The organism is Agromyces molybdatiresistens, from assembly GCF_052748445.2.
The window spans coordinates 805,247-831,529 of sequence record NZ_CM188258.1; the positions used below are offsets into that span (position 1 = coordinate 805,247).

Consider the following 26,283-nt stretch of genomic DNA (forward strand, 5'->3'; position numbering starts at 1 on the left):
TGCTGCTTCATGACGACTCGTGGGCAGTCTGGCAAGGATGCCGCGCGACCGATAGGGCTTGCGGGCGCGCGTCGCAGGACGTGCGCGAACGGATGCCGCGGGGATCCCCCTCCCCGCGGCATCCGCCGCCTGTGCGCGCCGGGTGCGCGACGCGCCCTGCGCCCATACGCGCTGAGCGTCGTGCGCGCGACGCGCGTCAGTTCGCGACGCCTCCGCAGAGCACCGGCACGGTCGCCTCGAGCGGGATGCCCGCGCCGAGCGACGACGAGCGGCTCGAGAACGGGTCGGCCTCGTTGAAGGTGTACATGCCGTTGCCGTCGAAGTCGATGCCGTGCACGACGACCTGCACGGTGCCGGCGTCGGCGTAGCCGGCGGCATCCGTGAAGGTGCGCTGGTAGTACAGGTAGCCGCTCGCGTCGGCCATCGCGAACCGGTCGAGTGCGAGCGCGCTCGCGGGCGAGACGTCTCCCGTCGACGTCAGCGACGTCAGGATGCCGCCGTAGAACGGGGCGCCGTCGAGCACGGTGACGACCCCGTCGCCACCGGCCGCCGCGGGTCCGGGGCAGGCCATGTCGGTCGCGTCGCCCGGCACGCCGTGCAGGTGCATGGCGTGCGGCAGGTTCGGCGAGAGCCCCCAGGCCTCGACGGTGACCTGCAGCTTGCCGTTCGGCAGCGCCTTCACGCGGGTGGTGCCGTTCGCCTCGCTCATCGGCACGGTGCCGGGCTGGACGGCGTCCAGGCTGTAGCTGTAGCTCGCGACCTTGTCGGACGGGTTGGAGTCGTGTCCCGCGTACGCGGCGGTCGCGCCGCCGAGGGCCAGGGCGAAGGTCGCGGCCGTGGCGGCCGTCGCGGCGATGATGCGTGGTGCGTTCCTCATGTCGTACTCCCTTGTCGCAGAGGGCGTCGGGTCGCGCCCGTGCAGGGGGTTCGGAGCGGCCGGGGGAGCGGATGGGTCGGTTCTCGGAAGATCGGCGTGGCGTTCGGGAACGCCGGTGACGTTCAGTCGAAGAAGCGCACGCTCGCCACGCGCATCGCGTCGCCCTCGCCACGCACGACGCAGCGCACGAGGGCGGTGTGCGTCGCGCCGTCCTCGTCGATGAAGGTGACGGTGCCCGAGAGGCGCAGTGCGCCATCCGCCTCGGTCTCATCCAACGTGCTCCCGACCTGGACCTCCGTGTGGCCGCGCCGCTCGAGCTGCGCGGTCGCGGCGGACCGGCAGAGGGAGTCGGCGTCGGCCGGCTGCGAGGATCCGGCCGCGACGATCCCCGCGATCACGGCGGCCGCGATCACAGCGGCGATCACCATCAGCGCGACGGGCACCGCGATGCGGAGCCACAGCGGGATCCTTCGGAACCGGCCGGGGCGCGCGGCCTCGGCAATCGGGGCCTCGGTGGTCGGGGCATCCGACCGCGTCCGGTCGGGCCGTGGCTCTTCCACGTTCATGCGGCGAACGGTACGCCTGCCGCGAGGCGGCCGCATCAGTGGTTTCCCGCGTGAGTCCCGAAAATGCAACCGGACGGTTGCAAAGCGGCGAGGGTTATGCAACTCTGGTGTTGCAGTTCGATTCGAAAGGACCCATCATGGTGAGCATGACCGACAACCAGCCCTCCGTCGTCGACGAGGGCACGTACTCCGTGCGACGCACCATCCGCATCGCCGCGCCCGTCGAGAAGGTCTGGGCCGCCGTCACCGAGCCCGCCCACATCTCCCGCTGGTTCGGACGCACCGTGCTCCACGGCGCCGGGGTCGGCGCCGAGGGCACGATGACCTTCGAGGGCTACGGCGACGTGCCGATCCGCGTCGAGGCGATCGACGCCCCGCGCTCGGTCACGTACCGCTGGGGCAACGACGACGCACTCGGGCACCTGCCCGACCGGGTCGACGAGGCCACGTCGACCGTCTTCACCTTCACGCTCGAGCCCGTCGCCGGCGCGGCCGCGGCGGATGGCGCCGCACGCCCCGTGACCGAGCTCACCGTCGTGGAGACCGGGTTCGAGCTCACGTCCGACCCGACCGCCAACATGCGCGACCACGCCGAGGGCTGGGTGTCCGAGCTCGACAAGCTCGTCGCGCTGTTCGCCGGCGCGGCCGACGGTGGGCACGCGGCGCTCCGCGAGGGCGCCGCATGACCTCCGGGACGCTGGTTCCGGTGTTCGCCGCACTCGGCGACGAGACCCGGTGGAGCATCCTGGCGGCACTCGGCGAGGGCGACGCATCCGCGTCCGCCCTCGCCGGGCGCCTGCCCGTGACCCGTCAGGCGATCGCCAAGCACCTCGCGCAGTTGCAGGAGGTGGGCCTCGTCGAGCCGATCCGCGTCGGTCGCGAGGTGCGCTATCGCGTGCTCGGCGCACAGCTCGGCGAGACCGCTCGCAGGCTCGAGGCCATCGGCGCCGAATGGGACCGCCGGCTCGCCGCGATCAAGGAGATCGCCGAGGGGCTGTAGTCAGCGGGCGCCCGCGCCGGCCTGCGCCGCGGCCCACTCGTCGAACGGTGTCGTCGACAGCTCCGCGCCGGGTCCCGGCGTGAGCTCGTCGCCCTGCAGCAGCGTGCCGAAGTACGGCGCGTCCGCCGAGGCGACGATCTCGCGCGAGTCGCCGCGGGCCGCGAGGCCGCGGCGGAGGAACTCCGCCATGGGCAGCTTCTCCGGGCCGCCGATCTCGAGCGTGCCGTTCCGCGGTGCGGACTCGGCCGCACGCGCGACGGCGGTCGAGACATCCGCTGCCGCAATGGGCTGCATGAAGCCCGTCGACACGCGCGCGACCCCCTCCGTCGTCGCCTCGTCGGCGATGCGGGCGGCGAACTCGAAGAACTGCGTGGCACGGACGATCGTGTACGGCCGGCCCGAGTCGGCGATGAGTCGCTCCTGCGCCACCTTCGCCCGCAGGTAGCCGCTGTCGGGCAGCAGCTCGGCGCCCACGATCGAGAGCGCGACGTGGTGGCCGACGCCCGCCGCGCGCTCCGCGTCGAGCAGGGTGCGCGTGGACGTCGTGAAGAACGCCATCACGTCGTCGTCGGCGAACGACGGCGAGTTCGAGACGTCGACCACGACGTCGGCGCCGGCGAGCGCATCGGCGACGCCCTCGCCCGTGAGCGTGTTCACGCCCGAGTTCGGCGAGGCCGCGATCGCCTCGTGGCCGTGCTCGGCGAGGTCCGAGACGACCTTGGATCCGATGAGGCCGGTACCTCCGATGACGACGATCTTCATGAGTCGGGTGCCTTCCGTCGGGGCTGCGGGGAATCCGCTGCCGTCATGAAGCTCCGACCGACCGGCGCGGCGATCTGTGACACGACCGCACGTCCGGTGCCGGGCGCCGGCGGCAGCTGCGCGGGCGCCGACGGCGACTAGGAGCCGCAGCGCCGGTTCCAGTTCGCGAGCTTCGCGGGAGCGGCCTGCAGCCAGAGCTCCATCAGCGTTCCGGCGTCGTCGACCTCCAGTGCGAGCACCGCGATCACCGTGCCGTCGCGACGTCGCAGCGCGAGGCCGGGACATCCGTTCACCTGCGCCGTCTCGAGCGCTGCCTCGCCCCGCCCGACGAGCAGCCGTCCCAGGGTGCGGATGACTCGGGCGCGCCCTCGCACGGACCCGCCGCCACGGTCCCCGGTGTCGATGGTCAGCCTCGCCTCGCCGTCGAGCAGGCGGGCGAGCGCCACGTCGTCGCCGGCGTCGAGGGCGGCGAGCAGCGCAGCCGCGACCGAGTCATGCGGCACGGGAGGTCACGGCGGAGAGCTTGTACGGGTTCATCATCCAGAGCACCTGGTCGATCGCGCCCGCCGACGCGACGACCGTGAGCACGGCGAACGTGGTGCCGTCCTTGCGGAGCACGACCGACGGCTCGCCGTTCACGTCGGCCTCGAGCGTCTCCACGCCCGCCCAGAAGTGCGTGTGGAACGCCCGCACGAACTTCGCGACCGTCTCCCGGCCCCGCACGGGGAACTTCGAAGCGCGCACGACGCCGCCGCCGTCGGAGTAGGACACGACGTCCTCCGCGAAGAGGCGTTCGAGCCCATCGAGGTCGCCGGTCCGGGCGGCACTGACGAACGCGGTCAGCAGGCGCCGCTGCTCGGCGGCGGTGACGTCGCGTCGGCGCTCGCCGGCGAGGTGCTTGCGCGCGCGGCTCACGAGCTGGCGGGCGGCGACCTCCGAGACCTGGATGATCGCGCAGATCTGCGCGTACGAGTACGCGAACGCCTCGCGCAGAACGTACGCGGCGCGCTCGGTCGGCGTGAGCCGCTCGAGCATGACGAGCACCGCGAAGCCGAGCGCCTCCGCCCGTTCGGCGCCGAGCGTCGGATCGGCGCTGGTGTCGACCGGCTCCGGGAGCCACGGCCCGACGTAGGTCTCGCGGCGCACGCGCGCGGACTGCAGGGTGTTGATCGCGAGGCGGGTGGTCGTCGTCGCGAGGAAGGCGGGCGGATCCTCGACGACGGACCGATCCGTGCCCTGCCAGCGCAGCCACGCCTCCTGCACGATGTCCTCCGCGTCCGACGCGCTGCCGAGCATGCGGTACGCGATGCCGAAGAGCAGTCCGCGCACGGCGCCGAAGACGGCGATCGCGTCGTCCATCGTGTCCTCGTGCATTCGGTGATCCTCTCGTGCGGCGGCCGGGGCCGAGTACCCGTCGGGGAAGCGCGGAAGCCCTCGCAGCTACGACCGGACAGGCCGCCGGAACGTGACATCCGGCCGTCCGTCCCCGACCGCGAGGGCCGGCATCGCCCGGCGAGCCGCGGCATCCGCCCATGAAGCAGAGCGGATGCCGCGTCGCGGCGTTACGCCGCCGCCCGCGCTTCGGCCACCGCGCGCACGGCCTCGAGCACGACCTCGGCGACCGCGTCGGGCTGCGACACGCTGAGCGCGTGCGAGGCGCCGGCGATCTCGCGGGTGCCGCGGGATGCGGCGCGCTCGGCGCCCGCACGGTGCACGGCGACGGGGATGTTGCGGTCCTCGGCGGCGAACACGTGCCACGACGGGCGGTCCCTCCAGCCGGGGGTCGCCGCGGTGACGGGCTCCTGGAGCGCAGCCTCGGTCACGGGGCGCTGGGTCGCGCCCATCAGGCCGGCCGTCCTCGGGTCGACGTCGGCGGCGAACTGCTCGCGGAACACGTCGCGGCGGATCGTGAACTCGACGCCGCCCGTCGAGACGGGGTGGGCGTCGAGCGCCTCGCCGAGCGTGCTGCCGGGTGCGCTGGTCGAGAGGGCGAACGCGCTGTCGCCCGTCTCCGGGACGAACGCGCAGACGTAGACGAGCGCGGCGACCCGCTCGTCGCCGGCGGAGGCCTCGCTGATCACGAGCCCGCCGTACGAGTGGCCGACGAGCACGACCGGCCCGTCGACCGCGGCGACGACGTCGCGCACGGCGGCAGCGTCGCCCGCGAGGCTCCGCAGCGGGTTGGCGGCCGCGACCGAGGTGACGCCCTCGGCGTGGAGGCGCTCGATGACGCCGTTCCAGCTGGCGGATTCGGCGAAGGCGCCGTGCACGAGCACGACGGTGGGGTTCTGGTTGGACATGGTGGATTCCTTCCGTGGTGGATGCGTCGGCACCCGCACGGCAGGGCGCCGGGTGTCGCAAGCTCGGACCGGATGCCCGGTTCGCCTGTGACGTCTCCGACGGATGTCGCGGATGCCGTCACATCCGATCGCCCTGCCCGGTCGGAGATGACGACGATGTCGACGCGTCCCGATTCCGTCCCTCCTCGACGGGGCTCGCCCGGCGCGTCATGATGGGGGAGTCATGCGCACGCACGCGGCGACGAAGGTCGATCTCTCGGGGGTCCGGCGGCCGAGGGGCGAGTGGCGGCCTGCGCCCGATCTCGACGGGGCCGTCGCGACGTTCAGCGAACTCAGGCCGCGGCTGTTCGGCATCGCCTACCGGATGACGGGTTCGGTCGCCGACGCCGAGGATCTCGTGCAGGAGACCTGGCTGCGGTGGCAGCAGACCGACCGGAGCGTCGTGCGCGAGCCGGCGGCCTTCCTCGCGACGACCGTCACCCGGCTCGCGATCAACGCACTGCAGTCGGCACGGGCCCGGCGCGAGGCGTACGTCGGACCCTGGCTGCCCGAGCCGATCGACACGGGCGCGAACCCCGAGGTCCTCGTCGAGCAGGACGAGTCGCTCGGCTTCGCCGTGCTGCTGCTGCTCGAACGGCTCACGCCGAACGAACGCGCCGCGTACGTGCTGCGCGAGGCGTTCGCCTATCCGTACCGGCAGATCGCCGAGATCATCCACGCGACCGAGGCGAGCGCGCGACAGCTCGTGAGCCGTGCCCGCAAGCACCTCGAGACCGGTCGGCACGCCTCGGTGCCGGCACCCGAGCGCCGGAGGCTCCTGGAGGCCTTCCTCGACGCGGCGCAGACCGGCGACCTGACGCGGCTCGAGGCGCTCCTCACCGACGACATCGTGAGCTACTCCGACGGCGGAGGCCTGGCGCAGGCGGCGCGGTTCCCGCTCGTCGGCCGCGAACGCGTCGTGAAGTTCGTGCGCGCGGTGTCGGAATGGTTCTGGACCGGCATCGACATCCGCCGGATCGAGGCCAACGGCGAGCCCGCGTTGCTGCTCGCCGCGAACGGATCCCCGTTCGCCCTGTTCGCCGTCGACGCGACCGTCGACGGCGTCGACCGCCTCTTCTGGATGGTGAACCCCGGCAAGCTCGGCGCGGTGCTTCCCGCGGGCGCCTGACGCGGCACCGCGTCACCGGATCGGCGTTCCGGAGCGGGGAACGGCACGCGTCGAGGCGCGGCGGATCGTGCGATCGTCCTCGCGGCCGCGGCCGCGGCGGCGCGTCGGCTGCTTCAGTCCGCCGCACCCTCCGCGAGGCCGAGCACCTCGACGACGGCTGCCGCGAACGCCTCGGGCGCCTCCTGCGGCAGGTTGTGGCCGGCGTGGGGCACGTGCCGGTGCACGCGCGGCCCGGTGTAGTGCCGAGCGGATGCCGCGGCATCCGTCGCCGGGAAGTTACCGTCGGCGAGCCCGTCGAGCGTGACCGCCGGCACGGTGATCGGCGGCTGTCCCGCGAGCCTCGCCTCGGCCGCCCGGTACTCCGGCGCGCCCTCGACGTGCTCCAGCCGGTGCCGGTACGAGTGGATGACCACGTCGACGAAGTCGGGGTTCTCGAACGCGGCGGCGGCACGATCGAGCTCGGCGTCGCCGAACGCCCACTCGGGCGAGTTGCGTCGCCAGATCACCTCCGCGAGGCCGCGCCGGTCGTCGGCCAGGCCGCGGCGGCCCCGCTCGGTCAGGAAGTAGAAGAAGTACCAGAACCCTGCCTCCAGCGCCGGGGGCAGCGGATGCATCGCGGTGCGCAGGTCCTGGATCAGGTACCCGTTCACCGAGACGAGGCCGATGACGCGCTCGGGGTGCAGCGCCGCCGCGACGCACGCGGCCCGCCCGCCCCAGTCGTACCCGGCGAGCACGGCGCGGTCGATCCCGAGCGCATCCATGAGGTCGATCACGTCCTGGCCGAGTGCGGCCTGCTGGCCGCTCCGCGGAACGGACCGGTCGCGGAAGCGAGTGCCGCCGTGCCCGCGGAGGAACGGGACGATCACGCGCAAGCCGGCATCCGCCAGTCGCGGTGCGACGTCGACGTAGCTGTGGATGTCGTACGGGAACCCGTGCAGCAACAGCACGGGCGTCCCGTCGGCGGGACCGGCCTCGTGGTACGTGACGTCCAGCACGCCGGCCCCCACGTGACGGAGGGGCGCGAGGCGGGGGAGCGGGTCGGTCATCGCCGGCTCCTACTCGCCCGTGCCGAGCGCCGTCCGCAGCACGTGGATCGCCTGCTCGACGGCCGCGGTCGACGCGGCGGTGCCGCGGACGGGGTTCAGCATCATGAAGTCGTGGATCGCGGCGTTGTAGCGCACGCTCGTGGTCCGTACGCCCGCGGCGGTGAGCTTGCGCGCGTACGCCTCGCCCTCGTCGCGCAGCACGTCGTTCTCGTCGACGACGACGAACGCCTCGGGCAGGCCCGCGAGATCGTCGAGGCTTGCCCGCAGCGGCGACGCGGTGATCTCGCCGCGGCGATCGGCGTCGGGCAGGTAGGCGTCCCAGAACCAGGCCATGCTCTTCGCCAGCAGGAACGGCCCGTCGGCGAGCTCGCGGTAGCTCGCGGTGTCCTGCGCGGCATCCGTCACCGGGTAGTAGAGCGACTGGTGGAGGAACGTCACGTCGCCCCGCTGCTTCGCCATGATCGCGAGTGCGGCGGCCATGTTGCCGCCGACCGAGTCGCCCGCGACGACGAGACGCGACGCGTCGAGACCGTGCTCGGCGCCGCTCCGGGTGATCCACTGCGCGGTCGCGTAGCCCTGCTCGATCGCGACGGGGTAGCGGGCCTCGGGCGAGCGGTCGTACTCGACGAACACGACGGCCGCGCCGGTGCCCGTCGCGAGCTCCCGGACGAGCCGGTCGTGCGTGCCGGCGTTGCCGAGCACCCAGCCGCCGCCGTGCATGTAGAGCACGACGGGCAGCGCGCCCTCGGCGCCGACCGGCCGGACGATGCGCACGCGCACGTCGCCGACCTCGGCCGGGACGGTGGTCCACGTCTCGTCCACGTCCGGCTCGTCGATCGGTGCGGCCTGGATGTCGTCGAGCACCTTGCGGGCGCCCTCGGTGCCGAGTTCGTAGAGGAACGGCGGGTGGGATGTCGCCTCGGCGACGTCCTGGGCAGCGGGTTCGAGCACGTGATCGGTCATGGTTCCGGTCCTTCCGTGAGCGGTGAGCGGGTCACCAACGAGGACCGGGTTCCGGGAGGGGATGTGACGCGGGGATGCGACGAGCCGCGGCATCCGCCCGACGTGTCGAGCGGATGCCGCGGTGCGAGGTCACCGGCACGGCCGGCGGCGCGCACTCACTCTGCGGCGTCGAGGATGACGTCGACGACCTCGCCGGGACGGCTCATCATCGCGACGTGCGAGCTGTCGAGCTCGATCGTGGTCGCGCCGGCACGCTCGGCCATGACGCGCTCGGCCTCCGGCGGGATGGTGTGGTCCTGCGCGGCGACGATGTACCAGCTCGGGATGCTCGCCCAGGCGGGCTCGCCGGACGGCGTGAACAGCGCCTGCACGGCGGCCGGCCGTTGCGACGCGGCCATCACCGCGGTCTGCTTCTTCGGCAGGTCGGCGGCGAACAGCTCGTGGAAGTACGCAGGGTCGATGTAGCCGTCGGCGTCGCCCTCGGGTGCGCCGGGGTAGGGGCGGATCACGAGGTGATCGGCGAGGTCGGTATGCCCGCCGCCGAGGGCGTTGGCCTCGACCAGGCTCTCGCCCTCGGCGAGCGCGTAGGCGGCCACGTAGACGAGTGCCTCGACGTTCGCCAGGCCGGTCGCGGCGTTCGTGATGACCGCGCCGCCGTACGAGTGGCCGACGAGCACGATCGGCCCCTCGATGGTCTCGAGGATCGAGCGGACGTAGGCCGCGTCGGTGAGCAGCCCGCGCAGCGGGTTGGCTGCCGCGAGCACGGTGTAACCGCGCTTCTGCAGCCGCTCGGTCACGTCGTTCCAGCCCGACGCGTCGGCGAACGCGCCGTGGACGAGGACGATCGTGGGCTTCGGCTCGGAGGGTGCGCGGGCGGCATCCGCCGACGCGGGAACGGCGACCGAGAACGCGGTGACCGCGACGACGGCCGCGGCCGCGGCGATCGCGGCGCGGACCGGACCGCGCCGACGACGGGGAGTGGAGGCGTGCATGGTGGACCTTCCTCGATGCGGGGACGGCGGGATCGGCCCGGACGGGCGCGGCCGTCGGGTTCCACCCTCGTCCTCGGCGAGGCGGCGCCGAACCACGTGCGTCGCGTAGTCGCGATCACTCGTCGGCGACCTCGCACGGGTCGTCGACGTCGCCGCCGGTGCCGGCGGCGGCCGTGATCAGCAGCCGACGGAGGGTCTCCCGCTCGGCGGGGTCGAGTCCGGCGAGCACGAGATCCTGTGCGGCGACGACTCGGGAGCACGCCCCCTCGATGACCTCGCGACCGCGTGGGGTCGCGACGACGAGCCGCTGGCGTCGGTCGGCGGGGTTCGGTCGCCGCTCGACGAGGCCGTCGGTCTCGAGGTCGTCGACCAGGTAGGTCATCACGGTGCGGTCGATGCCGAGGTGATTGGCGAGCGCGAGCTGGCTGGGCTGCGTGCCGCGGATGACCTCGGCCATCGTCTCGTAGCCGCGCGGACCGTGCGGGAAGTCGCCGATCGCCTCCTGCACGCGGTCGCGGTAGGCGCGGAGGAGGACGCCGAGCGCCCAGCCGAAGTCGTCGCCGAGGTCGAGGCCGTCGATCCCGGACCGCGCGCTCGCGTTCCCGGCGGTCGGCGTCCCGAGGCCATGGGCGGTGTCGTGCTCCATGTCGACCAGCCTACGACTCGTCGGTGGAATAAATCATCTGAAAAATAGATTATCTTCATTGCAACCGAATCATTGGAGACTGCATGGCCATCGAACTCGGAGTCCTGATCGCGTCGACGCACGGCGCGGACGCGGACCGCCCGGACATCGACGGAGCCGCCGCCGTGGCGCGGATCGCCGGAGCCGCCGAGACGAGCGGGCTCGACCTCATCGTCGTCGGCCCCGTCGATGCGAGCGACGACGAGTCGCCGCTGGACCCCTGGAGCACCGCGGCGTGGATCGCCGCCGGCACCGAGCGCATCGCGATCGGCGTCGTCGAGGCGCACGCCGGCCGCGGCTCGCGCGGGTCCGCCTTCGGGCTCGCGGGCGGCGCGCCCGACGCCGAGACGCCCGTGCCGAGCGTGCTCGAGCGCGCGCGCGAGAGCTTCGGCCTCCTCGCCCCGGGCCGGCTCGTCGGCGCCGGCAGGAACGACGGCGCGGAGGCCGCCGGCGACCCTGGCTGGGTCGTCGCGACCTCCGGGGCGGGTGCTGCCGAGCTCGCCGGGCTCGCCGCTGACGGCCTGCCGGTCGTCGTGCCCGTCGCCTCCGTCGCCGACGTCGAGCGTGTGGCGTCCGTCGCCGCCGAGGTGCGCGCCGCCGCACCGGCGCGTCCGGAGCGATCCGCAGCGGTGCGCGCACGACGCGCCGCCGGGATCGACTACGACGGCGTGCCCGAGTCGCTCGCAGCGACCGCGGTGGAGCCCGGCGACCGTGCCCATCGCGGCGTCTCCTCGACCTACCTCCGCGGAGGAGCGCCGGGCCTGGTGCTCAGGCCGACGATGCCCGCCGAGGTGGCCGACGCGCTCGCCTTCGCCCGCCGCCATCGCGAGGTGCCGCTCGGCATCCGCAGCGGCGGCCACGGCATCAGCGGGCGCTCGACGAACCGCGGCGGCATCGTGATCGACGTCGGCGGCATGGACGAGATCGTCGTGCTCGACCGAGCGGCACGCCTCGTGCGCATCGGACCCGGCGCGACCTGGAAGCAGGTCGCCGCAGCGCTGCACCCGTACGAGTGGGCGCTCGGATCGGGCGACTACGGCGGCGTCGGCGTCGGCGGGCTCGCGACCGCGGGCGGCATCGGCCTGCTCTCCCGGGGGCACGGGCTCACGATCGACCACCTGCGCGCGGTCGAGCTCGTGCTCGCCGACGGCACGCAGGTGCGTGCGAGCGCCGAGGAGCACCCCGACCTGTTCTGGGCGGTCCGCGGCGCCGGCGCCAACTTCGGCATCGCCACCGCGTTCGAGTTCGAGGTCGACGAGATCGACGACGTCGGCTGGGCGCAGCTCGCGCTCGTCACGCCCGACCTCGAAGCGGGTCTCAGCGAGTTCGGGCGCATCGCGACCGAGGCGCCGACCGACACGACCGCGTTCCTCGTCACCGGGCGACCCCGCGAGGGGCAGGCTGTGCTGCAGCTCTTCGCGATCGTCGACGACCCCGACCCCGACGTGGTCGTGGAGCGCCTCACGCCGTTCACCGCGATCGGCGCGCTCGTGCAGCAGCAGGCGGCCGTGATGCCGTACCGCGACGTCATGGCGCAGGCGGCCGACGTCGGCCCCGACGGCCACCACGGCCACGGCGAGCCGGTCTCGCGCTCGGCGTTCCTGCCGGAACTGACGCCCGAATTCGCGCGGGACGCCGCCGCGCTCCTCGAGACGGGCCTCGTGCACTTCTTCGAGCTGCGCACCATGGGCGGCGCGGTGGCGGAGGTCGCGCCGGACGCGATGGCGTTCCCGCACCGGTCGCCGGACTTCCAGGTGACCGCGATGGGCGCCGACGACGCCGCGCTCGGCGCCGCCTGGGACGGCCTTCGCCACCACTTCGACGGGCTGTACCTGAGCTTCGAGACCGATCGCCGGCCCGAGCGCCTGCTCGACGCCTTCCCCGAGCCCGTGCTCGGCCGCCTCCGGACGCTCAAGGGCCGCTACGACCCGGACGGCCTCTTCCGGGACAACTTCGCCATCGAGCCGCGTTCCGCCGCGGCATCCGGCACCGATGACACCGGCCGCGCCGACACCGGCCGCACCGACACCGGCACCACCGAACTGGAGATCGCCTCATGACCGACTACGGACACGACCTGGAATTCGGGACGTTCCTCACCCCGTCCGCCCACGACGCCGCTCACGTCGTCGAGCTCGCCGAGCTCACCGACCGCGTCGGGCTCGACCTGGTCACCTTCCAGGACCACCCGTACCAGGCGTCGTTCCTCGACACCTCGACGCTGCTCGCCTACGTCGCGGCCCGCACCGAGCGCGTGCACCTCAGCGCGAACGTCGCGAGCCTCCCGCTCCGCCCGCCGGCCGTGCTCGCGCGCTCGGCCGCGACCATCGACGCGCTGAGCGGCGGGCGCTTCGAGCTCGGCATCGGTGCGGGCGCCTTCTGGGACGGCATCGCCGCCATGGGCGGCCGCCGCCTCACCCCGGGCCAGGGCGTCGACGCGCTCCGCGAGGGCATCGGCATCATCCGTGACCTCTGGGACGTGGATGCCGCTGGCCGCGTCTCGCACCACGGCGCCTACTACGACGTGGCCGGGGCCAAGCGCGGCCCGCGCCCCGCGCACGACATCGACGTGTGGGTCGGCGCGTACAAGCCGCGCATGCTCGCCCTCACCGGCGAACTCGGCGACGGATGGCTCCCCTCCCTCGAGTACGTCGAGGGAGGGCTCACCGGGGTCGACGAGGCGAACGCCCGGATCGACGACGCCGCGCTCGCCGCAGGGCGCTCGCCGTCCGACGTGCGGAGGCTCATGAACTTCATGCGCGTCGACCTGTCGCCGGTGTCGCGCGGCCTGCTGCACGGACCCGCCGAGCAGTGGGTCGACGACCTCACCGGGCTCGCGCTCGACCACGGCCTCAGCGCCTTCATGGTGGCGGGCGACGATCCGGTCGTGGCGGAGCGGCTCGCCGCCGAGATCGCGCCGGCCGTGCGCGAGGCGGTCGCCCGCGAGCGCGGGGCACGCGCGGCGTGAGCGCGCGGCGGGCGTCGGCTCAGTCCTCCGGCATGACCCGTCGCTCGCCCACCGCGCCGTCGGCCCGCGGGAACGCGAGTGTGCCCGCAGCGACCCACCACTCCATGACGTCGTAGGCGAGCCGGCCGGCGACGACGAGCGGGTCGAGCTCCGACCGTCGCGCCGCCTCCGCGGGGCCGCAGGTGAAGATCGACATGCCGCGGAGCGAGGGGTCGCTCTGCTCGTCGAACGGGCCGTTCGCGACGATCACGCCCTCGCGGCGCAGGGCGGCCCGGTACGCGAGGTGCTGCGCCTGGAGGTCGTCGAGCTCCGCCTCGGCCAGCTCGGGCGCGTCGGCCGGGCGCCGCAGCACGACGAGCGTCAGGACGTCGAACTCGTCCGGGATGTCGGGGTTCCGCGGCATCCGTCGTTCAGGCGTTCTCGAGCTCGACGATGACGATCTTCTTCTGCTGCATCATCACGCGGATCTGCTCGGGCCGCCGCGTGAGCTCGTCCATGTTCGCGGGGATGACCTGCCAGCTCACGCCGAAGCGGTCCTTGCACCAGCCGCACGCCTCGGCGTCGGGCACGTGCGAGAGCTTCGCCCAGTAGTGGTCGATCTCGGCCTGGTCGTCGCACGCGATGATGAACGAGATCGACTCGTTGAACGTGAAGAGCGGCCCGCCGTCGAGGCAGGTGAACGGCACGCCGTTCAGGCGGAACTGCCCGTTCAGCACCTTGCCGGACATGCCCCGGAAGTGCTCGTCGAGCGACTCGTCGGGGTACTCGTCGATGCGGTCGATCGAGGAGTTCGGGAACACCTCGGTGTAGTACGCCATCGCCTCACGCGCCTGGTCGTCGAACCACAGGCAGGGCTGGATCGGGCCGATCTCGGCCATCGGGAACCTCCTCGTCCGGGTGCGCGTCCGGCTGCGCGCGACGCGCGATCGGGGTCAGCGTACGCCGATGGTGCCCGGTCGGCGAGAATGGAGGGGATGCGGAGGGCGGCGACGAGGGTGACCGACATGGACGAACAGCAGACCGGTGCGACGACGGATGCCGCGGGCGAGCTCGACGCCGCCGGGCAGCATGTCCCCGGACACCACGCGATCGGCTGCCCCGAATGCTTCGTCGAGCTGCAGCAGAACCACGACTGGTGGAAGGCCCGCCCCGAGGGGTCGCGGCTCGTCGGGCTCGTCGTGCCCCGCGACGACATGCCGCCGATCCTCGAGCAGCGCACCGCGCTGACCCGGTTCGGCGTGCAGATCCTCGACTTCCGGTACCCGACGCCCGACATGCCGGAGACCTGGGAGCAACGGCTCGGCCGGCTCTTCGCGACCCTGCAGGCCGGCGACGTGCTCGTCGTCGTGAACGAGCAGGCGCTCGGCCGCTCGCCGGAGGAGGTGGCCCGCACCATCCGCACCCTGCGCCGCCACAACCTCGTGGTGAAGGTGCTGAGCCGCGGTGCGCCGCACCTGGAGGACGCGCGCGGCTGACCGCGCGGGCGGAGCCGGCATGACCACGGACCGCGACATCGCGCGCTGGCGACTGCGATCGCAGCTGCTCGCCGCACCGGTCGCAGACGCCGAGTCGGTCGTCCGAACGCTCCTCGGCGTGCAGGCCGAGAATCCGTCGCAGTCCGCCTGGGCGGTCGCGACGCGGACGACGGCGCCCCGGCAGGAGGATCTCGCGGCCGCGCTCGCCGACGGCCGGGTCATCCGGACGCACGTGCTCCGCCCGACCTGGCACTACGTGCACGTCGACGACCTCAGGTGGCTGCTCGACGTGACGGCGCCGCGGGTCATCCCGGTCGCGGCGCAGCAGCTGCGCCCGTTGGCCGAGCGGATGATTCTGCTGACCGACGCGATCACGTCCCTGCTCGACGCGACGCCGGATCGGACCCGGAGCGAGGTGGCTGCGGCGCTCGCGGAGCGCGGCCAGGCGGTGAGCGCCTTCGAGCTCATGCTGCTCCTCGCCCATCTCGAGGTGCACGGCATCCTCTGCGGCGGCGTGCCGCGCGACGGCGAGCACACCTACGCGCTGCTGGACGACCGGGTGCCGGCCGCGGCATCCCGCGATCGCGATGACGCGCTCGGCGAGCTCGCCGCGCGGTACCTCGCGTCGCACGGACCCGCCACCGAACGCGACCTCGCCTACTGGGCGACCCTGACGCTGACCGACGCCCGGCGCGGCATCGCGGGCGCGGGGGACCGCCTCGAGTCGTTCGAGCACGACGGACGGACCTACCGGCACGCGGCCGGGGAGTCGCCGCCGCCCGCCGCCCGCGCGGGCGATCCGCCCCGGGCGCACCTCCTGCAGGTGCTCGACGAGATGTACCGCGGCTACCAGGACTCGCGTTGGGCGATCGACGCCGACGGGCTGGTCGAGCGCACGCTCGGCGCACCGATCGGCATGGCGCTCGTCGATGGGCAGATCCTCGCCGGCATGCGACGACGGGTCGGATCGAGCGCGGTGACGTTCGAGCTCACGCCGTACCGCGCGCTGCGGGCCGGCGAGCGCCGGGCCGTCGCGGAGGCGGCGGACCGCTACGGCGCGTACCTCGGGCTGGCGGCGCACGTGGAGTCCATCGGGTAGCCGGAGCGGCACGACTCGGTCGGGCGCACCGTGCCGTCGCGCCCGACCCGCTCGACGTCGCTCAGCGCTTGGGGCTCGGCGGCCGACGACGCTCCCACGCGTCGGCGATGTGGGAGCGCATCGCCTGCTCGGCGGCATCCGGATCGCCCGCCTCGATGGCCGCGAACACGTGCTCGTGCTCCTCGAGCGTCGTCTCGAGGCGGCTGTGCAGGTGGAAGCGGGCGCTCTCACGGGCCTGGCCGAATGGCCGAAGACCAGCGGGGTCTCGACGCGCGCGTCCATGCTGCCGTGGAGGATGTGCAGGTCGGTGCCGCAGAGGCCCACGTAGGCGACCCGGATCTGCACCTGGCCCGGTGCCGGCGGCCGGGGTTCCGCCTCGGAGACGGTGATGGTCGAGTCGCCCGTGTACGCGGCGGTCAGCATTGATCCTCCCAGCGGATGTCGGTGGAACGGCGCATCGGAATTGAGGAGATGTTTGGCGCCGTTCTCAGCCCATTGTGCCACGGAAATGGACGTGAAGCTCGAAGTCATCTAACCTTTAGGCAGTCCTGTCGTCCCATGGAGGTCTCTCGATGCTGAGTCGCACCCTGCGTTCCGGTGCCGCCCTGTCCGAACTCGGATTCGGCGCCGCGCAACTCGGCAACCTGTACCGCCCGACCGGCGACGATGAGGCCCGCGCGGCCGTCGACGCGGCCTGGGCCGCCGGCATCCGCTACTTCGACACCGCGCCGCACTACGGGCTCGGGCTCTCCGAGCGACGCGTCGGCGAGGCGCTCCGCGAGCGGCCCCGCGACGAGTTCGTGCTCTCCACGAAGGTCGGACGTCTGCTGGTGCCGAGCGGGTACCCCGAGGGCACCACGGACGACCAGGGCTTCGCGGTGCCCGCGACGCTCCGCCGGCAGTGGGACCTCAGCCGCGACGGCATCCGCCGCTCGATGGAGGAGAGCCTCGAGCGGCTCGGCCTCGACCGCATCGACATCGCCTACCTCCACGACCCCGACGACCACGGCCCGCAGGCGCACGCCGAGGCGATCCCCGCGCTCATCGAGCTCCGCGAGGAGGGCGTCGTGGGCGCCGTGGGTGCAGGAATGAACCAGTCGGCGATGCCCGCCGAGTTCGTGGCGCGCCACGACGTCGACGTGATCATGCTCGCCGGGCGCTACACGCTGCTCGAGCAGGGCGCGCTCGACGACCTGCTGCCGCTCGCCGCCGAGCGCGGCGTGGGCATCGTGGCCGCGGCGGCCTACAACTCCGGGCTGCTCTCCACGCCCCGCCCGGCGGCCGACGCCACCTACGACTACGGCCCCGCCCCGGCAGACGTGCTCGCGCGGGCGAACGCGATCGCCGACGTCTGCGAGGAGTTCGGACTGACGCTGCCCGAGGCCGCCGTGGCCTTCCCGCTGCGGCATCCGGCCGTCGTCTCGGTCGTGGTCGGCATGCGCACGGCCGACCAGGTGTCGAGCACGGTCGAGCGCTACGGCGCGGAGATCCCCGACGGGTTCTGGAGCGCGCTGTCCCAGCGGGGGCTCGTGCGCGATGCCTGAGTCGTCAGTCCACGTCGTCGGCGGGCTGCTCGTCGACGTGCCGCTCGGTGTAGTCCTCGACGCCGAGCACGTGCACGCTCATGCGGATGCGTGCACGGTCGGGATCGTGCGCCGCGAGCGCATCGAGGATGGCGCGGTGCTCGCGCTGGGTGTCGTGCACCGCTCCGCGCTGGTGGATGGCGCGCCACAGCCGGGCACGCGCCGTGCGGCCGACGAGCGCCTCGATGATGGCCGCGAACGCGGGGTTGCCGCTCGCGTTCGCGATGACGCGGTGGAACTCGGTGTCGACGTCGATCGTCGCCTCGAGGTCGATGTCGTCGCCGGCCGCGAGGATCGCCTCGCCGCGATCGAGGATGGCGCCGGCCTCGGCGAGCTCGTCGTCGGTGATGCGGAGCGCCGCGTGCGCCGCGGCCTCGGGTTCGAGCACGCGCCGCACGCCGAGCAGGTGCACGCTGTTCTCGGGGCTCTGGAGTTCGGCCAGCATGCCGAGCGGCTCGAGGAGCCGGCCCGGCTCGAGCGAGGTCACGTACGTGCCGTCGCCCTGACGGGTCTCGAGCACGCCGAGCACGACGAGCGCACGGACGCCCTCGCGCAACGGCCCGCGCGAGACCCCCAGCCGAGCGCCGAGCTCGCGCTCGACCGGCAGCCGCGAGCCCGCGACGAGCTCACCGGTCGTGATCATCTGCCGGATTCCGTCGATGACGACGTTCGAACGCGATCCCATGGGCACAGCCTAGGCGCTGCGCCCGAAGTCATCAGACGTTTCCTCACCAACCATCGGGAGGCCGCATGAGCGGGATCATCGACGCCCACCTGCACGTCTGGGACCTCGACCGTGCGAGCTACACCTGGCTGACGCCCGAGGCCGGGGTGCTGTACCGCTCGATCGGCATGGACGAGGTGCTGCCGTCGTTCGCCGCGACCGGCGTCACCGGCACGGTGCTCGTGCAGTCGGCCGATGACGACGAGGACACCGACCTCATGTTCGAGGTGGCGGCCGACCAGCCGCTCGTCGTCGGCGTCGTCGGCTACGTACCGCTGCACGAGCCCGAGCGCGCGGCCGAACGGCTCGAGGAGCTGCGGCGCCGGCCGCAGTTCCGCGGCATCCGGAACCTGATCCACGACCGCCCCGACCCGCGCTGGCTGCTCCGATCCGACGTCGACGCGGGCCTCGGCGTGCTCGAGGCGGCCGGCGTGCCGTTCGACGTCGTCGGCGTGCTGCCCGAGCACCTCGAGACGGTCCTCGAGGTCTCGGCGCGGCATCCGGAGCTCGACCTCGTGCTCGACCACCTGAACAAGCCGCCGATCGGCGCCGGCGACCTCGAGCCGTGGGCCTCGCTCATCGCGCGCGTCGCCGAGAACCCGCGCGTGCACGCGAAGGTCTCGGGCCTCTACTCCGCGGTCGGCGACCCGGCAGACTGGACCGTCGACTCGGTCCGGCCCGCGTTCGACCACGCGCTCGCCGTGTTCGGTCCCGACCGGCTCATGTACGGCGGCGACTGGCCCGTCTCGCTCATCGCCGGCGGCTACGAACGCGTCCTCGCCGGCATCGAGTCGCTCCTCGCCGACCTCGACCCGCACGAGCGCGACCGCATCCTCTCCGGCACCGCCCGGCGCTTCTACTGGCTCCCCGACACGGAAGGCACCACCCGATGACCGCCAGCTTCACCCTCGCCCGCCTCGGCGCTCCCGGACGGGAGGTCCCCGTCGTGCGCGTCGGCGACCGCGTGCTCGACGCGCGCGGCGTCACCGCCGACTACGACGCCGCGTTCTTCGGCGGCGACGGCCTCGACCGGATCGCCGCGGCGCTCGACACGCTGCCCGACTTCGACGGCGACGCCTCGCGCGTCGGCGCGCCCATCGCGCGCCCGGGCAAGATCGTCTGCATCGGCCTGAACTACCGCGACCACGCCGAGGAGACCGGCGCCGCGCTCCCGGCCGAGCCCGTGATCTTCATGAAGGACCCCTCCACGATCGTCGGCCCGAATGACGACGTCCTGATCCCGCGGAACTCGACGAAGACCGACTGGGAGGTCGAGCTCGGCGTCGTGATCGGGCGCACCGCGCGCTACCTGGCGTCGCCCGACGAGGCGCTCGCCCACGTCGCCGGCTACGCGGTCTCGCACGACGTCTCCGAGCGCGAGTTCCAGCTCGAGCGCGGCGGCCAGTGGGACAAGGGCAAGAGCTGCGAGACCTTCAACCCGTTCGGCCCCGACCTGGTGCCCGCCGGCCGGGTCGCCGACCCGCAGCAGCTCGGCCTGCGCCTGTGGGTGAACGGCGAGCTCCGCCAGGACGGCTCGACCGGGAACATGCTCTTCTCCGTCGCGCACGTCATCTGGTACCTCAGCCAGTTCATGGTGCTGCACCCCGGCGACGTCATCAACACGGGCACGCCCGCGGGCGTCGCGCTCGGCCTGCCGGGAGGGCCGTACCTCCGCGAGGGCGACACCGTCGAGCTCGAGATCGACGGCCTCGGCCGCGCCAGCCAGCGGATGGTGCAGGCATGACCGCCGCGGAGTTCGACGGCCTCGTCGCCGTCGTCACCGGCGGCGCGTCGGGCATCGGCCTCGCCGCCGCGCAGGAACTCGCCGTGCGCGGCGCGCGCGTGGCCGTGCTCGACCGGAGCATCGACGGCCTGCCCGATCCGCTCGTTGGCTTCACCGCCGACGTCACCGACCGCGAGTCGGTCGGCGAGGCGGTCGCGGCGATCGCCGAGCGGCTCGGCGGCATCGACGTCCTCGTCAACAACGCGGGGATCAGCGCGGTCGGCACCGTCGAGGACAACGACGACGCCGAGTGGATCCGCGTGCTCGACGTCAACGTCGTCGGGATGGCGCGCGTCACCGCCGCGGCGCTGCCCTGGCTGCGGCGCTCGGATGCGGCATCCGTCGTCAACCTCTGCTCGATCGCGGCCCTCAACGGGCTGCCGCAGCGGGCGCTGTACTCGGCCTCGAAGGGCGCCGTGCTCGCGCTCACCTACGCGATGGCGACCGACCACGTCGGCGAGGGAGTCCGCGTGAACTGCGTGAGCCCCGGCACCGTCTCGACGCCCTTCGTCGAGCGGATGCTGCAGGGCTTCGCCGACCCCGTCGCCGAACGCGCCGCACTCGACGCCCGCCAGGCCACGGGGCGCATGGTCACACCCGAGGAGGTCGCCGGCGCGATCGCGTACCTCGCGAGCCCGCGCTCGGGTTCGACGACGGGCACGGCGCTCGAGGTCGACGGCGGCGTCACGCACCTCCGTCCGCGCGCGGCGGGAGCCCGCGCGTGAACGCCGCGGGGAAGGTCTCCGGGCCCACCCGTGGCACGGGCGAGACCCGCGTCCGCCGGATCGCGTCGGTCATCGGCATGCCCGCCGAGAACCGCGAGGAGTACGAGCGCCTGCACGCCGACCTCTGGCCGAAGGTGCTCGAGCGGCTGACGCTCAGCAACATCCGCAACTACTCGATCTACCGCCACGGCGAGGTGCTCTTCGCCTACATGGAGTACGTCGGCGCCGATCTCGAGGCCGACATGGCCGCGATCGCCGCCGACCCCGCCACCCGCGAGTGGTGGGCGGTGTGCGAGCCCCTGCAGCGCCCGTTCGCCGAGCGCGCCGAGGGCGAGTGGTGGATGGAGCTCCCGGAGATCTTCCACGTCGACTGAGCGCGTCGGCGCGGAACGACCGGATGCCGCGGGGCCGACGCCCCGCGGCATCCGTGCGTCAGCCGACGGTGAGCGGCTTCGACGCGGTCGTCCCCGCGCCGTTGCCGAACTCCATGACGAACACGTGCTCGCCCGTCAGGTCCGTGATCGGGACCTCGACGTGCTGGGCGGCCGGGGTCGCCGCGACGAGCGTGCCGGACGCGACCTCCTCCCCGTCCTGGAGCAGGCGCCACGTGTAGGCGTTCGTGCCCCACCACAGGTCTGCCGAGAGCGTGAACGTGCCGTCGCGGTCCCAGTCGTCGTGCGAGAGCTTCGGCAGGCCGGGCTCGGCGTCGGTCACCTTCACGGTGAGGGGCTTCGTCGGCGTCGTGCCCTGCGAGTTCGCGAGCTCGCCGCGGAACTCGTAGGTGCCGTTCGGCAGGCCGGCGATGGGCACCACGGCGTGCTGCGCATCGGGCGACGACGGCTCGAGCGGCACCGTGGCGATGAGTTCGTCGTCCTGGTACAGGCGGAACCGGGTGGCGTTGGTGCCCCACCAGAGGTCCATGCGCACGTCGAAGTTCCCGTCGTCCAGGCCGTACGCCCAGCCGCTCGTCGAGGTGAGCGAGGTCGTCCCGGGCGCGTCGGTCTCGTCGTCGTCGGGCAGGAGCTCGGCGAGGCAGGCCTCGTAGTCCTCCGGCGTCGGCGACCAGCGGAACCAGTCGAACGTGCCGTCGATCTCCTCGGCGCCGAGACTGCCGCGGAACGCGTACGGCCCGACGTGGGTGAAGGGTGTCTCCGAGAACAGGAACGGACGGCCGTAGTCGCTGAAGGTCACGCCGTCGTAGGAGACGCTCGACTGGATCGCGACGCCGTCGCTCGTCATCCGCAGCCAGACGGTGTCGGCCTCCGGCACTGCGGGGGCGGCGCTGTCCTGCCGGTTGTTGCCGTTCAGGTATCTCACGACCTCGAGCGTCGTGCCCGGTGTCGCCCGGCCGAGGTCGAACTTGCCGTAGACGGTGTCCGACGCGTAGAGCAGCAGGCCGGCCTGCTGGAACCGCTCGGCGACGTCGATGGTCAGCTTCGTGGTGAGCTGCCACGGGCCCTCGGGCAGTTCCTGCTGGGGGAGGGATGCCGCGGCCACGCCGCCCTCGTAGGCCGGGATGGTGAGCACGCCGTCGGCGACCGAGTGCCGCGCGGTCTCCGGACGTACGACGCGATCCCAGTCGATCGAGAGTGCGTCGCCCTCGAACTCGTCCGTGCCGGCCGCCGCGCACTGCTCGAACACCGGGTTCTCGGGGTCGACGGGCCAGGCCACCGGGTCCGGTCCGCCGGGGAACTCCACTCCCGGCCCGGCCTTCGCCCAGGCGATCGTCGCGCCGAGCCGGTCGCCCGACTCGTAGAAGAGGTAGGTGTGATCGCCCTGCGCGACGATCTCCGGAGCCGCGGTGCGGCCGACGTCCTCGCCCACTCCGCTCGAGCGGTGGAGCACCTGCGCGTCGCCGACCTCGCTGAGCGTGGGATCGATCGTGCGCGCCATCACGCTCCCCGCGGAGTTGTGGTAGATCACGTAGAGCTGACCGCCCCACTCCCAGAGGTTGCCTCCGGAGACGTTCCCGCTGTCGCCGGACTCCGGCTCGACCACGGTGCCGGGACGCACGTCCCATGTGACGCCGTCCGTCGATTCCGCGAGCTTCAACCGGCGATGGTTGTCGGTGAAGTTCGCCATGTAGAACATGCCGTACCGGTACCCCGACGAGGGGTCGGGGTGCTCGAAGACACGGGCGTAGCTCGTCTCGGTGACATCCGGCCCGCCCATGGCGTTCGAGACGACGACGTCGCCGTACTCGAAGTGGACGCCGTCCGAGCTCGTCGCGTACCTCGTGACCGAGTTCTCGCCGTGGAAGTACAGGAAGACCTCACCGGCCTCCTCGTTCCAGACCGCGTCGGGCGAGGAGACGTGCGACACGTCGTAGTGGGGCGACCAGTCGCTTGCGATGATCGGGTTCGCGGCGTACTCCGTCCACGGCCCGTCGAGGCTGTCGGCGTACATCAGCATGACGCCGGCGGGGCGATCGTGCGGCGCGAGGTAGAGGTACCACTCGCCGAGCGGGTCGTCGAGGTACTCGCCCGCGTGGAAGACGCTGGGGAAGATGAACTCGTTCGTGGGGTTGTAGATCATCTCCGACTTGTCGGTGATGATCCCCTGGTAGACGAAGTCCGGGAACGGTTCGGCCGCGGTCGCCGGGGCGACTGCGGTGAACGGGGCGATCGCGAGTGCGGCGATCGCGGCGATGGCGGCGGCGCGTGGGCGCCGGCTGACGGGCATGCGGTAGCTCCTTCGATACGCGGGAACCGGCCGGACGCCGCGACCGATCGCCCCGGCGGCCGACCGGCCCGTTCCGAGGTGTGTGCGACATCCAAGTTGCTAATCCGTATTAGCATCCGGTACGGTCAACGCTAATGCGGATTAGCACCGCACGACAAGACCCGAAGGATTTCGATGACGACTTCCCAGACCCCGCCGAGGCGCATCACGCAGCGCCGCATCGCGGAACTCGCCGGCGTGAGCCAGGCGACCGTCTCGCTCGTCCTCAACGAGAAGGCGGACGGCGCCGGCCGCATCCCGGAGGAGACCCGCGACCGGGTGCTCCAGGTGCTCCGCGAGACCGGCTACGTCGCCGACCCCGCAGCACGGCGACTCGCGGGGCTCGGCAACAAGATCCTCGGCGTGTTCACCTACGAGCCGGCGTTCCCGACGGAGAGCCAGGACTTCTACGCCCCGCTGCTGAGCGGCATCGAGGAGACGGCCGAGGAGCTCGGGTGCGACCTGCTGCTCTTCACGAGCGCCCCGGTGGTGGACGGCACGCGGCGGCTCCTGCACGAGAACAATCGCCTGCGGCTCGCCGACGGCTGCCTCCTCCTCGGGGTCGAGATGGACCCCGCCGAGCTCGAGCGGCTCGTGGCCGACGGCTTCCCGTTCGTCGCCGTCGGTCGCCGCGAGGTCGAGGGCGTGCCGTACGTCGCGATCGACTACGCGCAGGGCGCCGCCGAGCTGATCGGTCGCGCGTGGGACCTCGGGCACCGGCGCTTCGCCTACGTCCATGTCGACAGCACCGGCGAATCGGTCGTGGATCGTCGCGCCGGAGTGGTCGGCGAACTCGAACGGCGCGGCGGAGCCGCAGCTGCATCGGAGCTGCTCGCGATGCCGGTCGACGGGGCGGATGACGCGACGCTCGACGCGGCCATCCAGGCCGTGCGCGACGCACGATGCACCGTCCTGGTCGTGGAGACGCACGAGACGGCGATGCGGCTCCGGTCGTCCGCCGCGACCGCCGGGCTCGACATCCCCACGGCGCTCTCGATCATCGTCCTCGGCGATGCCGCGCGGTCGAACGGCGACGCCGCCGACTTCACGCGGCTCAGCCCGCCCCGCAGCGCGCTCGCGAGTGCCGCGACCACCCTGCTCGCCCGCATCCTCGACCCGCACGACGACGTGCCGGACGAGGAACTCCGCCAGACCCTCGCCTGCCCTGTGATCGCAGGCATCACGCTCGTCGCCCCGAAGGACACCGAATGACCGCCATCCGGACCGCAACCGAACTCCGAGCCGACGTCCTGGTCGTCGGCGGCGGCCTGGGCGGGGTCGCCGCCGCGATCGGCGCGCTCGAGGGCGGACGGTCGGTGGTGCTCAGCGAGGAGTTCCGCTGGCTCGGCGGCCAGCTCACGAGCCAGGGCGTCCCGATGGACGAGCACACCTGGATCGAGTCCTTCGGGGCGACGGCCCGCTACCGTGCCCTCCGCGACGGCATCCGCGACCACTACCGCCGGCACTATCCGCTGACGGATGCCGCCCGCGCCGATCCGCACCTGAACCCGGGCGCCGGGCTCGTCGGCCGCATCTGCGCGGAGCCGCTCGTCGGCGTCGCCGTGCTGGAGTCGATGCTCGCGCCCTACCGCGCGACCGGGCGACTCCGGATCATCCAGCCCGCCGTGCCGATCGCCGCGCACGTCACGGGCGACGTCGTCGAGGCCGTCACCCTGCGCGGCCTCGACGACGGGCACGAGACCACGGTGACCGCCGAGTACGTGATCGATGCGACCGAGCTCGGCGACCTGCTCCCGCTCGCCGGCGCGGAGTACGTGACCGGATTCGAGTCGCGTCGCGACACCGGCGAGCCGAGCGCGCCCGAAGACGCGCAGCCCGGCAACCAGCAGGCGTTCAGCTGGTGCTTCGTGGTCGACCACGTCGACGGCGACCACACGATCGACCGCCCGGAGCAGTACGACCGATGGAGGACCGCGGAGCCCGACTACTGGGGCGCCCCGATGATCTCGCTCACGGGCCCCGACCCGCGCACGCTCGAGACGGTGACTCGCACCTTCACCCCCAACGATGACCCGCCGGGAACCCTCGTCGCCGACCAGCGCGCGGACGCCGGCGATCGCGAGCTCTGGACGTTCCGGCGCATCGTCGCCCGTCGCAACTTCGAGCCCGGCGCGTACCCGAGCGACGTCGTACTCGTGAACTGGCCGATGATCGACCATGTCGACGGCACGATCGTCGATGTGCCCGACGACGTCCGTGCCGAGCGCGAGCGCGCGGCACGGCAGCAGTCGTTGTCGATGCTCTACTGGTTGCAGACCGAGGCCCCCCGGCCCGACGGCGGGACCGGCTTCCCCGGGCTCCGGCTGCGCTCCGACCTGACCCAGGGCCCCGACGGGCTCGCGATGGCGCCGTACATCCGGGAATCGCGGCGGATCCTCGCCGAGACGACGGTCACGGAGCTCGACCTCTCGATCGCGGCATCCGGCCAGGACGGCCCGGCAACGTTCGAGGACAGCGTCGGCATCGGCATGTACCGGATCGACCTGCATCCCTCCAGCGGCGGAGACAACTACATCGACCTGCCGTCGCGCCCCTTCGAGATCCCGCTCGGAGCCCTGATCCCTCGCCGACTCGAGAACCTGCTGCCGGCGAGCAAGAACGTCGGTACCACCCACATCACCAACGGAGCCTTCCGGCTCCACCCGGTCGAGTGGAACATCGGCGAAGCGGCGGGCCGCCTCGCGGCCTTCTGCCTCGATCGTGCGTCCCGCCCCCGCGCGATCCGAACCACCCCTGGGCTCCTCGAGGAGTTCCAGTCCCTGCTCACACAGCGAGGCGTCGAGCTGCACTGGCCGCACGGCGTCTCCGGATACTAGGAGAAACCA

Annotated in this window: 29 protein-coding genes and 1 pseudogene; 14 read left to right on the plus strand and 16 right to left on the minus strand. The window is 72.8% G+C overall.

The window, feature by feature from the left end; genetic code table 11:
* Positions 1-196: 196 nt before the first annotated feature.
* Positions 197-877, minus strand: a complete 681-nt coding sequence (locus tag ACULK2_RS03605; RefSeq protein ID WP_445968935.1) for a hypothetical protein — start codon at positions 875-877, stop codon at positions 197-199.
* Positions 878-999: 122 nt separating this feature from the next.
* Complete coding sequence (locus ACULK2_RS03610; protein WP_445968934.1) at positions 1,000-1,443, minus strand: hypothetical protein; 444 nt, start codon at positions 1,441-1,443, stop codon at positions 1,000-1,002.
* Positions 1,444-1,589: 146 nt separating this feature from the next.
* On the opposite strand from ACULK2_RS03610, the gene ACULK2_RS03615 reads away from it, so the two are divergent.
* Positions 1,590-2,129, plus strand: coding sequence for an SRPBCC domain-containing protein (locus tag ACULK2_RS03615; protein ID WP_445968933.1), 540 nt, complete (start codon positions 1,590-1,592; stop codon positions 2,127-2,129).
* On the plus strand, positions 2,126-2,443 hold the full coding sequence (locus ACULK2_RS03620) for an ArsR/SmtB family transcription factor (protein WP_445968932.1): 318 nt from the start codon (positions 2,126-2,128) through the stop codon (positions 2,441-2,443). The genes ACULK2_RS03615 and ACULK2_RS03620 overlap by 4 nt, the downstream gene beginning before the upstream one ends.
* Here ACULK2_RS03620 and ACULK2_RS03625 read toward each other — a convergent pair whose 3' ends face one another.
* From ACULK2_RS03625 to ACULK2_RS03640, 4 genes are all read right to left on the minus strand, one after another.
* Positions 2,444-3,205, minus strand: a complete 762-nt coding sequence (locus ACULK2_RS03625; RefSeq protein WP_445968931.1) for an SDR family oxidoreductase — start codon at positions 3,203-3,205, stop codon at positions 2,444-2,446.
* Between the two features lie 137 nt (positions 3,206-3,342).
* Positions 3,343-3,708, minus strand: coding sequence for a sigma-70 family RNA polymerase sigma factor family protein (locus tag ACULK2_RS03630; protein ID WP_445968930.1), 366 nt, complete (start codon positions 3,706-3,708; stop codon positions 3,343-3,345).
* Complete coding sequence (locus ACULK2_RS03635; protein WP_445968929.1) at positions 3,698-4,579, minus strand: RNA polymerase sigma-70 factor; 882 nt, start codon at positions 4,577-4,579, stop codon at positions 3,698-3,700. Before ACULK2_RS03635 ends, ACULK2_RS03630 begins: the two co-directional genes overlap by 11 nt.
* Before the next feature lie 188 nt (positions 4,580-4,767).
* The gene (locus ACULK2_RS03640; RefSeq protein ID WP_445968928.1) at positions 4,768-5,505 is read right to left on the minus strand and encodes an alpha/beta fold hydrolase; all 738 of its coding nucleotides are present in this window, start codon (positions 5,503-5,505) and stop codon (positions 4,768-4,770) included.
* A gap of 223 nt (positions 5,506-5,728) precedes the next feature.
* On the opposite strand from ACULK2_RS03640, the gene ACULK2_RS03645 reads away from it, so the two are divergent.
* The gene (locus tag ACULK2_RS03645) at positions 5,729-6,673 is read left to right on the plus strand and encodes an RNA polymerase sigma-70 factor (RefSeq protein ID WP_445968927.1); all 945 of its coding nucleotides are present in this window, start codon (positions 5,729-5,731) and stop codon (positions 6,671-6,673) included.
* Between the two features lie 113 nt (positions 6,674-6,786).
* On the opposite strand, the gene ACULK2_RS03650 is transcribed toward ACULK2_RS03645, so the two are convergent.
* The 4 genes from ACULK2_RS03650 to ACULK2_RS03665 form a co-directional block, all read right to left on the minus strand.
* The gene (locus tag ACULK2_RS03650) at positions 6,787-7,719 is read right to left on the minus strand and encodes an alpha/beta fold hydrolase (RefSeq protein WP_445968926.1); all 933 of its coding nucleotides are present in this window, start codon (positions 7,717-7,719) and stop codon (positions 6,787-6,789) included.
* 9 nt (positions 7,720-7,728) lie between these two features.
* Positions 7,729-8,682, minus strand: a complete 954-nt coding sequence (locus tag ACULK2_RS03655; RefSeq protein WP_445968925.1) for an alpha/beta hydrolase — start codon at positions 8,680-8,682, stop codon at positions 7,729-7,731.
* Positions 8,683-8,837: 155 nt separating this feature from the next.
* Entirely contained in the window at positions 8,838-9,674 is an 837-nt protein-coding gene (locus tag ACULK2_RS03660; RefSeq protein ID WP_445968924.1) for an alpha/beta fold hydrolase, read from the minus strand.
* Between the two features lie 115 nt (positions 9,675-9,789).
* Positions 9,790-10,320: a MarR family winged helix-turn-helix transcriptional regulator gene (locus ACULK2_RS03665; protein WP_445968923.1), complete on the minus strand. Its 531-nt coding sequence runs from the start codon at positions 10,318-10,320 to the stop codon at positions 9,790-9,792.
* A gap of 83 nt (positions 10,321-10,403) precedes the next feature.
* Between ACULK2_RS03665 and ACULK2_RS03670 the strand changes: the two genes are divergently transcribed.
* Together ACULK2_RS03670 and ACULK2_RS03675 are read left to right on the plus strand one after the other, a co-directional pair.
* Positions 10,404-12,419 carry an FAD-binding oxidoreductase gene (locus ACULK2_RS03670; RefSeq protein WP_445968922.1) on the plus strand — a complete coding sequence of 672 codons (2,016 nt, stop codon included), beginning with the start codon at positions 10,404-10,406 and terminating at the stop codon, positions 12,417-12,419.
* Positions 12,416-13,327, plus strand: coding sequence for an LLM class flavin-dependent oxidoreductase (locus ACULK2_RS03675; RefSeq protein WP_445968921.1), 912 nt, complete (start codon positions 12,416-12,418; stop codon positions 13,325-13,327). The genes ACULK2_RS03670 and ACULK2_RS03675 overlap by 4 nt, the downstream gene beginning before the upstream one ends.
* Positions 13,328-13,346: 19 nt before the next feature.
* Here the strand turns inward: ACULK2_RS03675 and ACULK2_RS03680 are convergent, their stop codons facing one another.
* Positions 13,347-13,730, minus strand: a complete 384-nt coding sequence (locus ACULK2_RS03680; RefSeq protein WP_445968920.1) for a YciI family protein — start codon at positions 13,728-13,730, stop codon at positions 13,347-13,349.
* A gap of 7 nt (positions 13,731-13,737) precedes the next feature.
* The gene (locus tag ACULK2_RS03685) at positions 13,738-14,205 is read right to left on the minus strand and encodes a VOC family protein (protein WP_445968919.1); all 468 of its coding nucleotides are present in this window, start codon (positions 14,203-14,205) and stop codon (positions 13,738-13,740) included.
* A 126-nt stretch (positions 14,206-14,331) separates the two neighbouring features.
* On the opposite strand from ACULK2_RS03685, the gene ACULK2_RS03690 reads away from it, so the two are divergent.
* Both ACULK2_RS03690 and ACULK2_RS03695 read left to right on the plus strand, forming a co-directional pair.
* Positions 14,332-14,802 carry a recombinase family protein gene (locus tag ACULK2_RS03690; protein ID WP_445968918.1) on the plus strand — a complete coding sequence of 157 codons (471 nt, stop codon included), beginning with the start codon at positions 14,332-14,334 and terminating at the stop codon, positions 14,800-14,802.
* A 19-nt stretch (positions 14,803-14,821) separates the two neighbouring features.
* Positions 14,822-15,901 (plus strand): winged helix DNA-binding domain-containing protein, encoded by a 1,080-nt coding sequence (locus ACULK2_RS03695; RefSeq protein ID WP_445968917.1) that lies wholly within the window; start codon positions 14,822-14,824, stop codon positions 15,899-15,901.
* Between the two features lie 61 nt (positions 15,902-15,962).
* On the opposite strand, the gene ACULK2_RS03700 is transcribed toward ACULK2_RS03695, so the two are convergent.
* Both ACULK2_RS03700 and ACULK2_RS03705 read right to left on the minus strand, forming a co-directional pair.
* A complete protein-coding gene (locus ACULK2_RS03700) occupies positions 15,963-16,070 on the minus strand; it encodes a hypothetical protein (protein WP_501044954.1) in 108 nt (35 codons plus the stop codon).
* 125 nt (positions 16,071-16,195) lie between these two features.
* Positions 16,196-16,432: pseudogene (locus tag ACULK2_RS03705) on the minus strand (hypothetical protein); the annotation flags it as partial.
* Positions 16,433-16,473: 41 nt separating this feature from the next.
* On the opposite strand from ACULK2_RS03705, the gene ACULK2_RS03710 reads away from it, so the two are divergent.
* On the plus strand, positions 16,474-17,445 hold the full coding sequence (locus tag ACULK2_RS03710; RefSeq protein WP_445968916.1) for an aldo/keto reductase: 972 nt from the start codon (positions 16,474-16,476) through the stop codon (positions 17,443-17,445).
* 4 nt (positions 17,446-17,449) lie between these two features.
* Here the strand turns inward: ACULK2_RS03710 and ACULK2_RS03715 are convergent, their stop codons facing one another.
* Complete coding sequence (locus tag ACULK2_RS03715; RefSeq protein WP_445968915.1) at positions 17,450-18,169, minus strand: FadR/GntR family transcriptional regulator; 720 nt, start codon at positions 18,167-18,169, stop codon at positions 17,450-17,452.
* A gap of 65 nt (positions 18,170-18,234) precedes the next feature.
* On the opposite strand from ACULK2_RS03715, the gene ACULK2_RS03720 reads away from it, so the two are divergent.
* From ACULK2_RS03720 to ACULK2_RS03735, 4 genes are read left to right on the plus strand one after another with little or no spacing between them, the layout of a single operon-like run.
* Positions 18,235-19,101 carry an amidohydrolase family protein gene (locus tag ACULK2_RS03720; RefSeq protein WP_445968914.1) on the plus strand — a complete coding sequence of 289 codons (867 nt, stop codon included), beginning with the start codon at positions 18,235-18,237 and terminating at the stop codon, positions 19,099-19,101.
* On the plus strand, positions 19,098-19,952 hold the full coding sequence (locus tag ACULK2_RS03725) for a fumarylacetoacetate hydrolase family protein (protein ID WP_445968913.1): 855 nt from the start codon (positions 19,098-19,100) through the stop codon (positions 19,950-19,952). The genes ACULK2_RS03720 and ACULK2_RS03725 overlap by 4 nt, the downstream gene beginning before the upstream one ends.
* The gene (locus ACULK2_RS03730) at positions 19,949-20,716 is read left to right on the plus strand and encodes an SDR family NAD(P)-dependent oxidoreductase (RefSeq protein WP_445968912.1); all 768 of its coding nucleotides are present in this window, start codon (positions 19,949-19,951) and stop codon (positions 20,714-20,716) included. Before ACULK2_RS03725 ends, ACULK2_RS03730 begins: the two co-directional genes overlap by 4 nt.
* Complete coding sequence (locus ACULK2_RS03735; protein WP_445968911.1) at positions 20,713-21,090, plus strand: L-rhamnose mutarotase; 378 nt, start codon at positions 20,713-20,715, stop codon at positions 21,088-21,090. Before ACULK2_RS03730 ends, ACULK2_RS03735 begins: the two co-directional genes overlap by 4 nt.
* 58 nt (positions 21,091-21,148) lie before the next feature.
* Here the strand turns inward: ACULK2_RS03735 and ACULK2_RS03740 are convergent, their stop codons facing one another.
* Positions 21,149-23,398 carry a beta-xylosidase family glycoside hydrolase gene (locus ACULK2_RS03740; protein WP_445968910.1) on the minus strand — a complete coding sequence of 750 codons (2,250 nt, stop codon included), beginning with the start codon at positions 23,396-23,398 and terminating at the stop codon, positions 21,149-21,151.
* 174 nt (positions 23,399-23,572) lie between these two features.
* Between ACULK2_RS03740 and ACULK2_RS03745 the strand changes: the two genes are divergently transcribed.
* Positions 23,573-24,649: a LacI family DNA-binding transcriptional regulator gene (locus tag ACULK2_RS03745; protein WP_445968909.1), complete on the plus strand. Its 1,077-nt coding sequence runs from the start codon at positions 23,573-23,575 to the stop codon at positions 24,647-24,649.
* A complete protein-coding gene (locus ACULK2_RS03750; RefSeq protein ID WP_445968908.1) occupies positions 24,646-26,274 on the plus strand; it encodes an FAD-dependent oxidoreductase in 1,629 nt (542 codons plus the stop codon). Before ACULK2_RS03745 ends, ACULK2_RS03750 begins: the two co-directional genes overlap by 4 nt.
* Positions 26,275-26,283 lie beyond the last annotated feature (9 nt).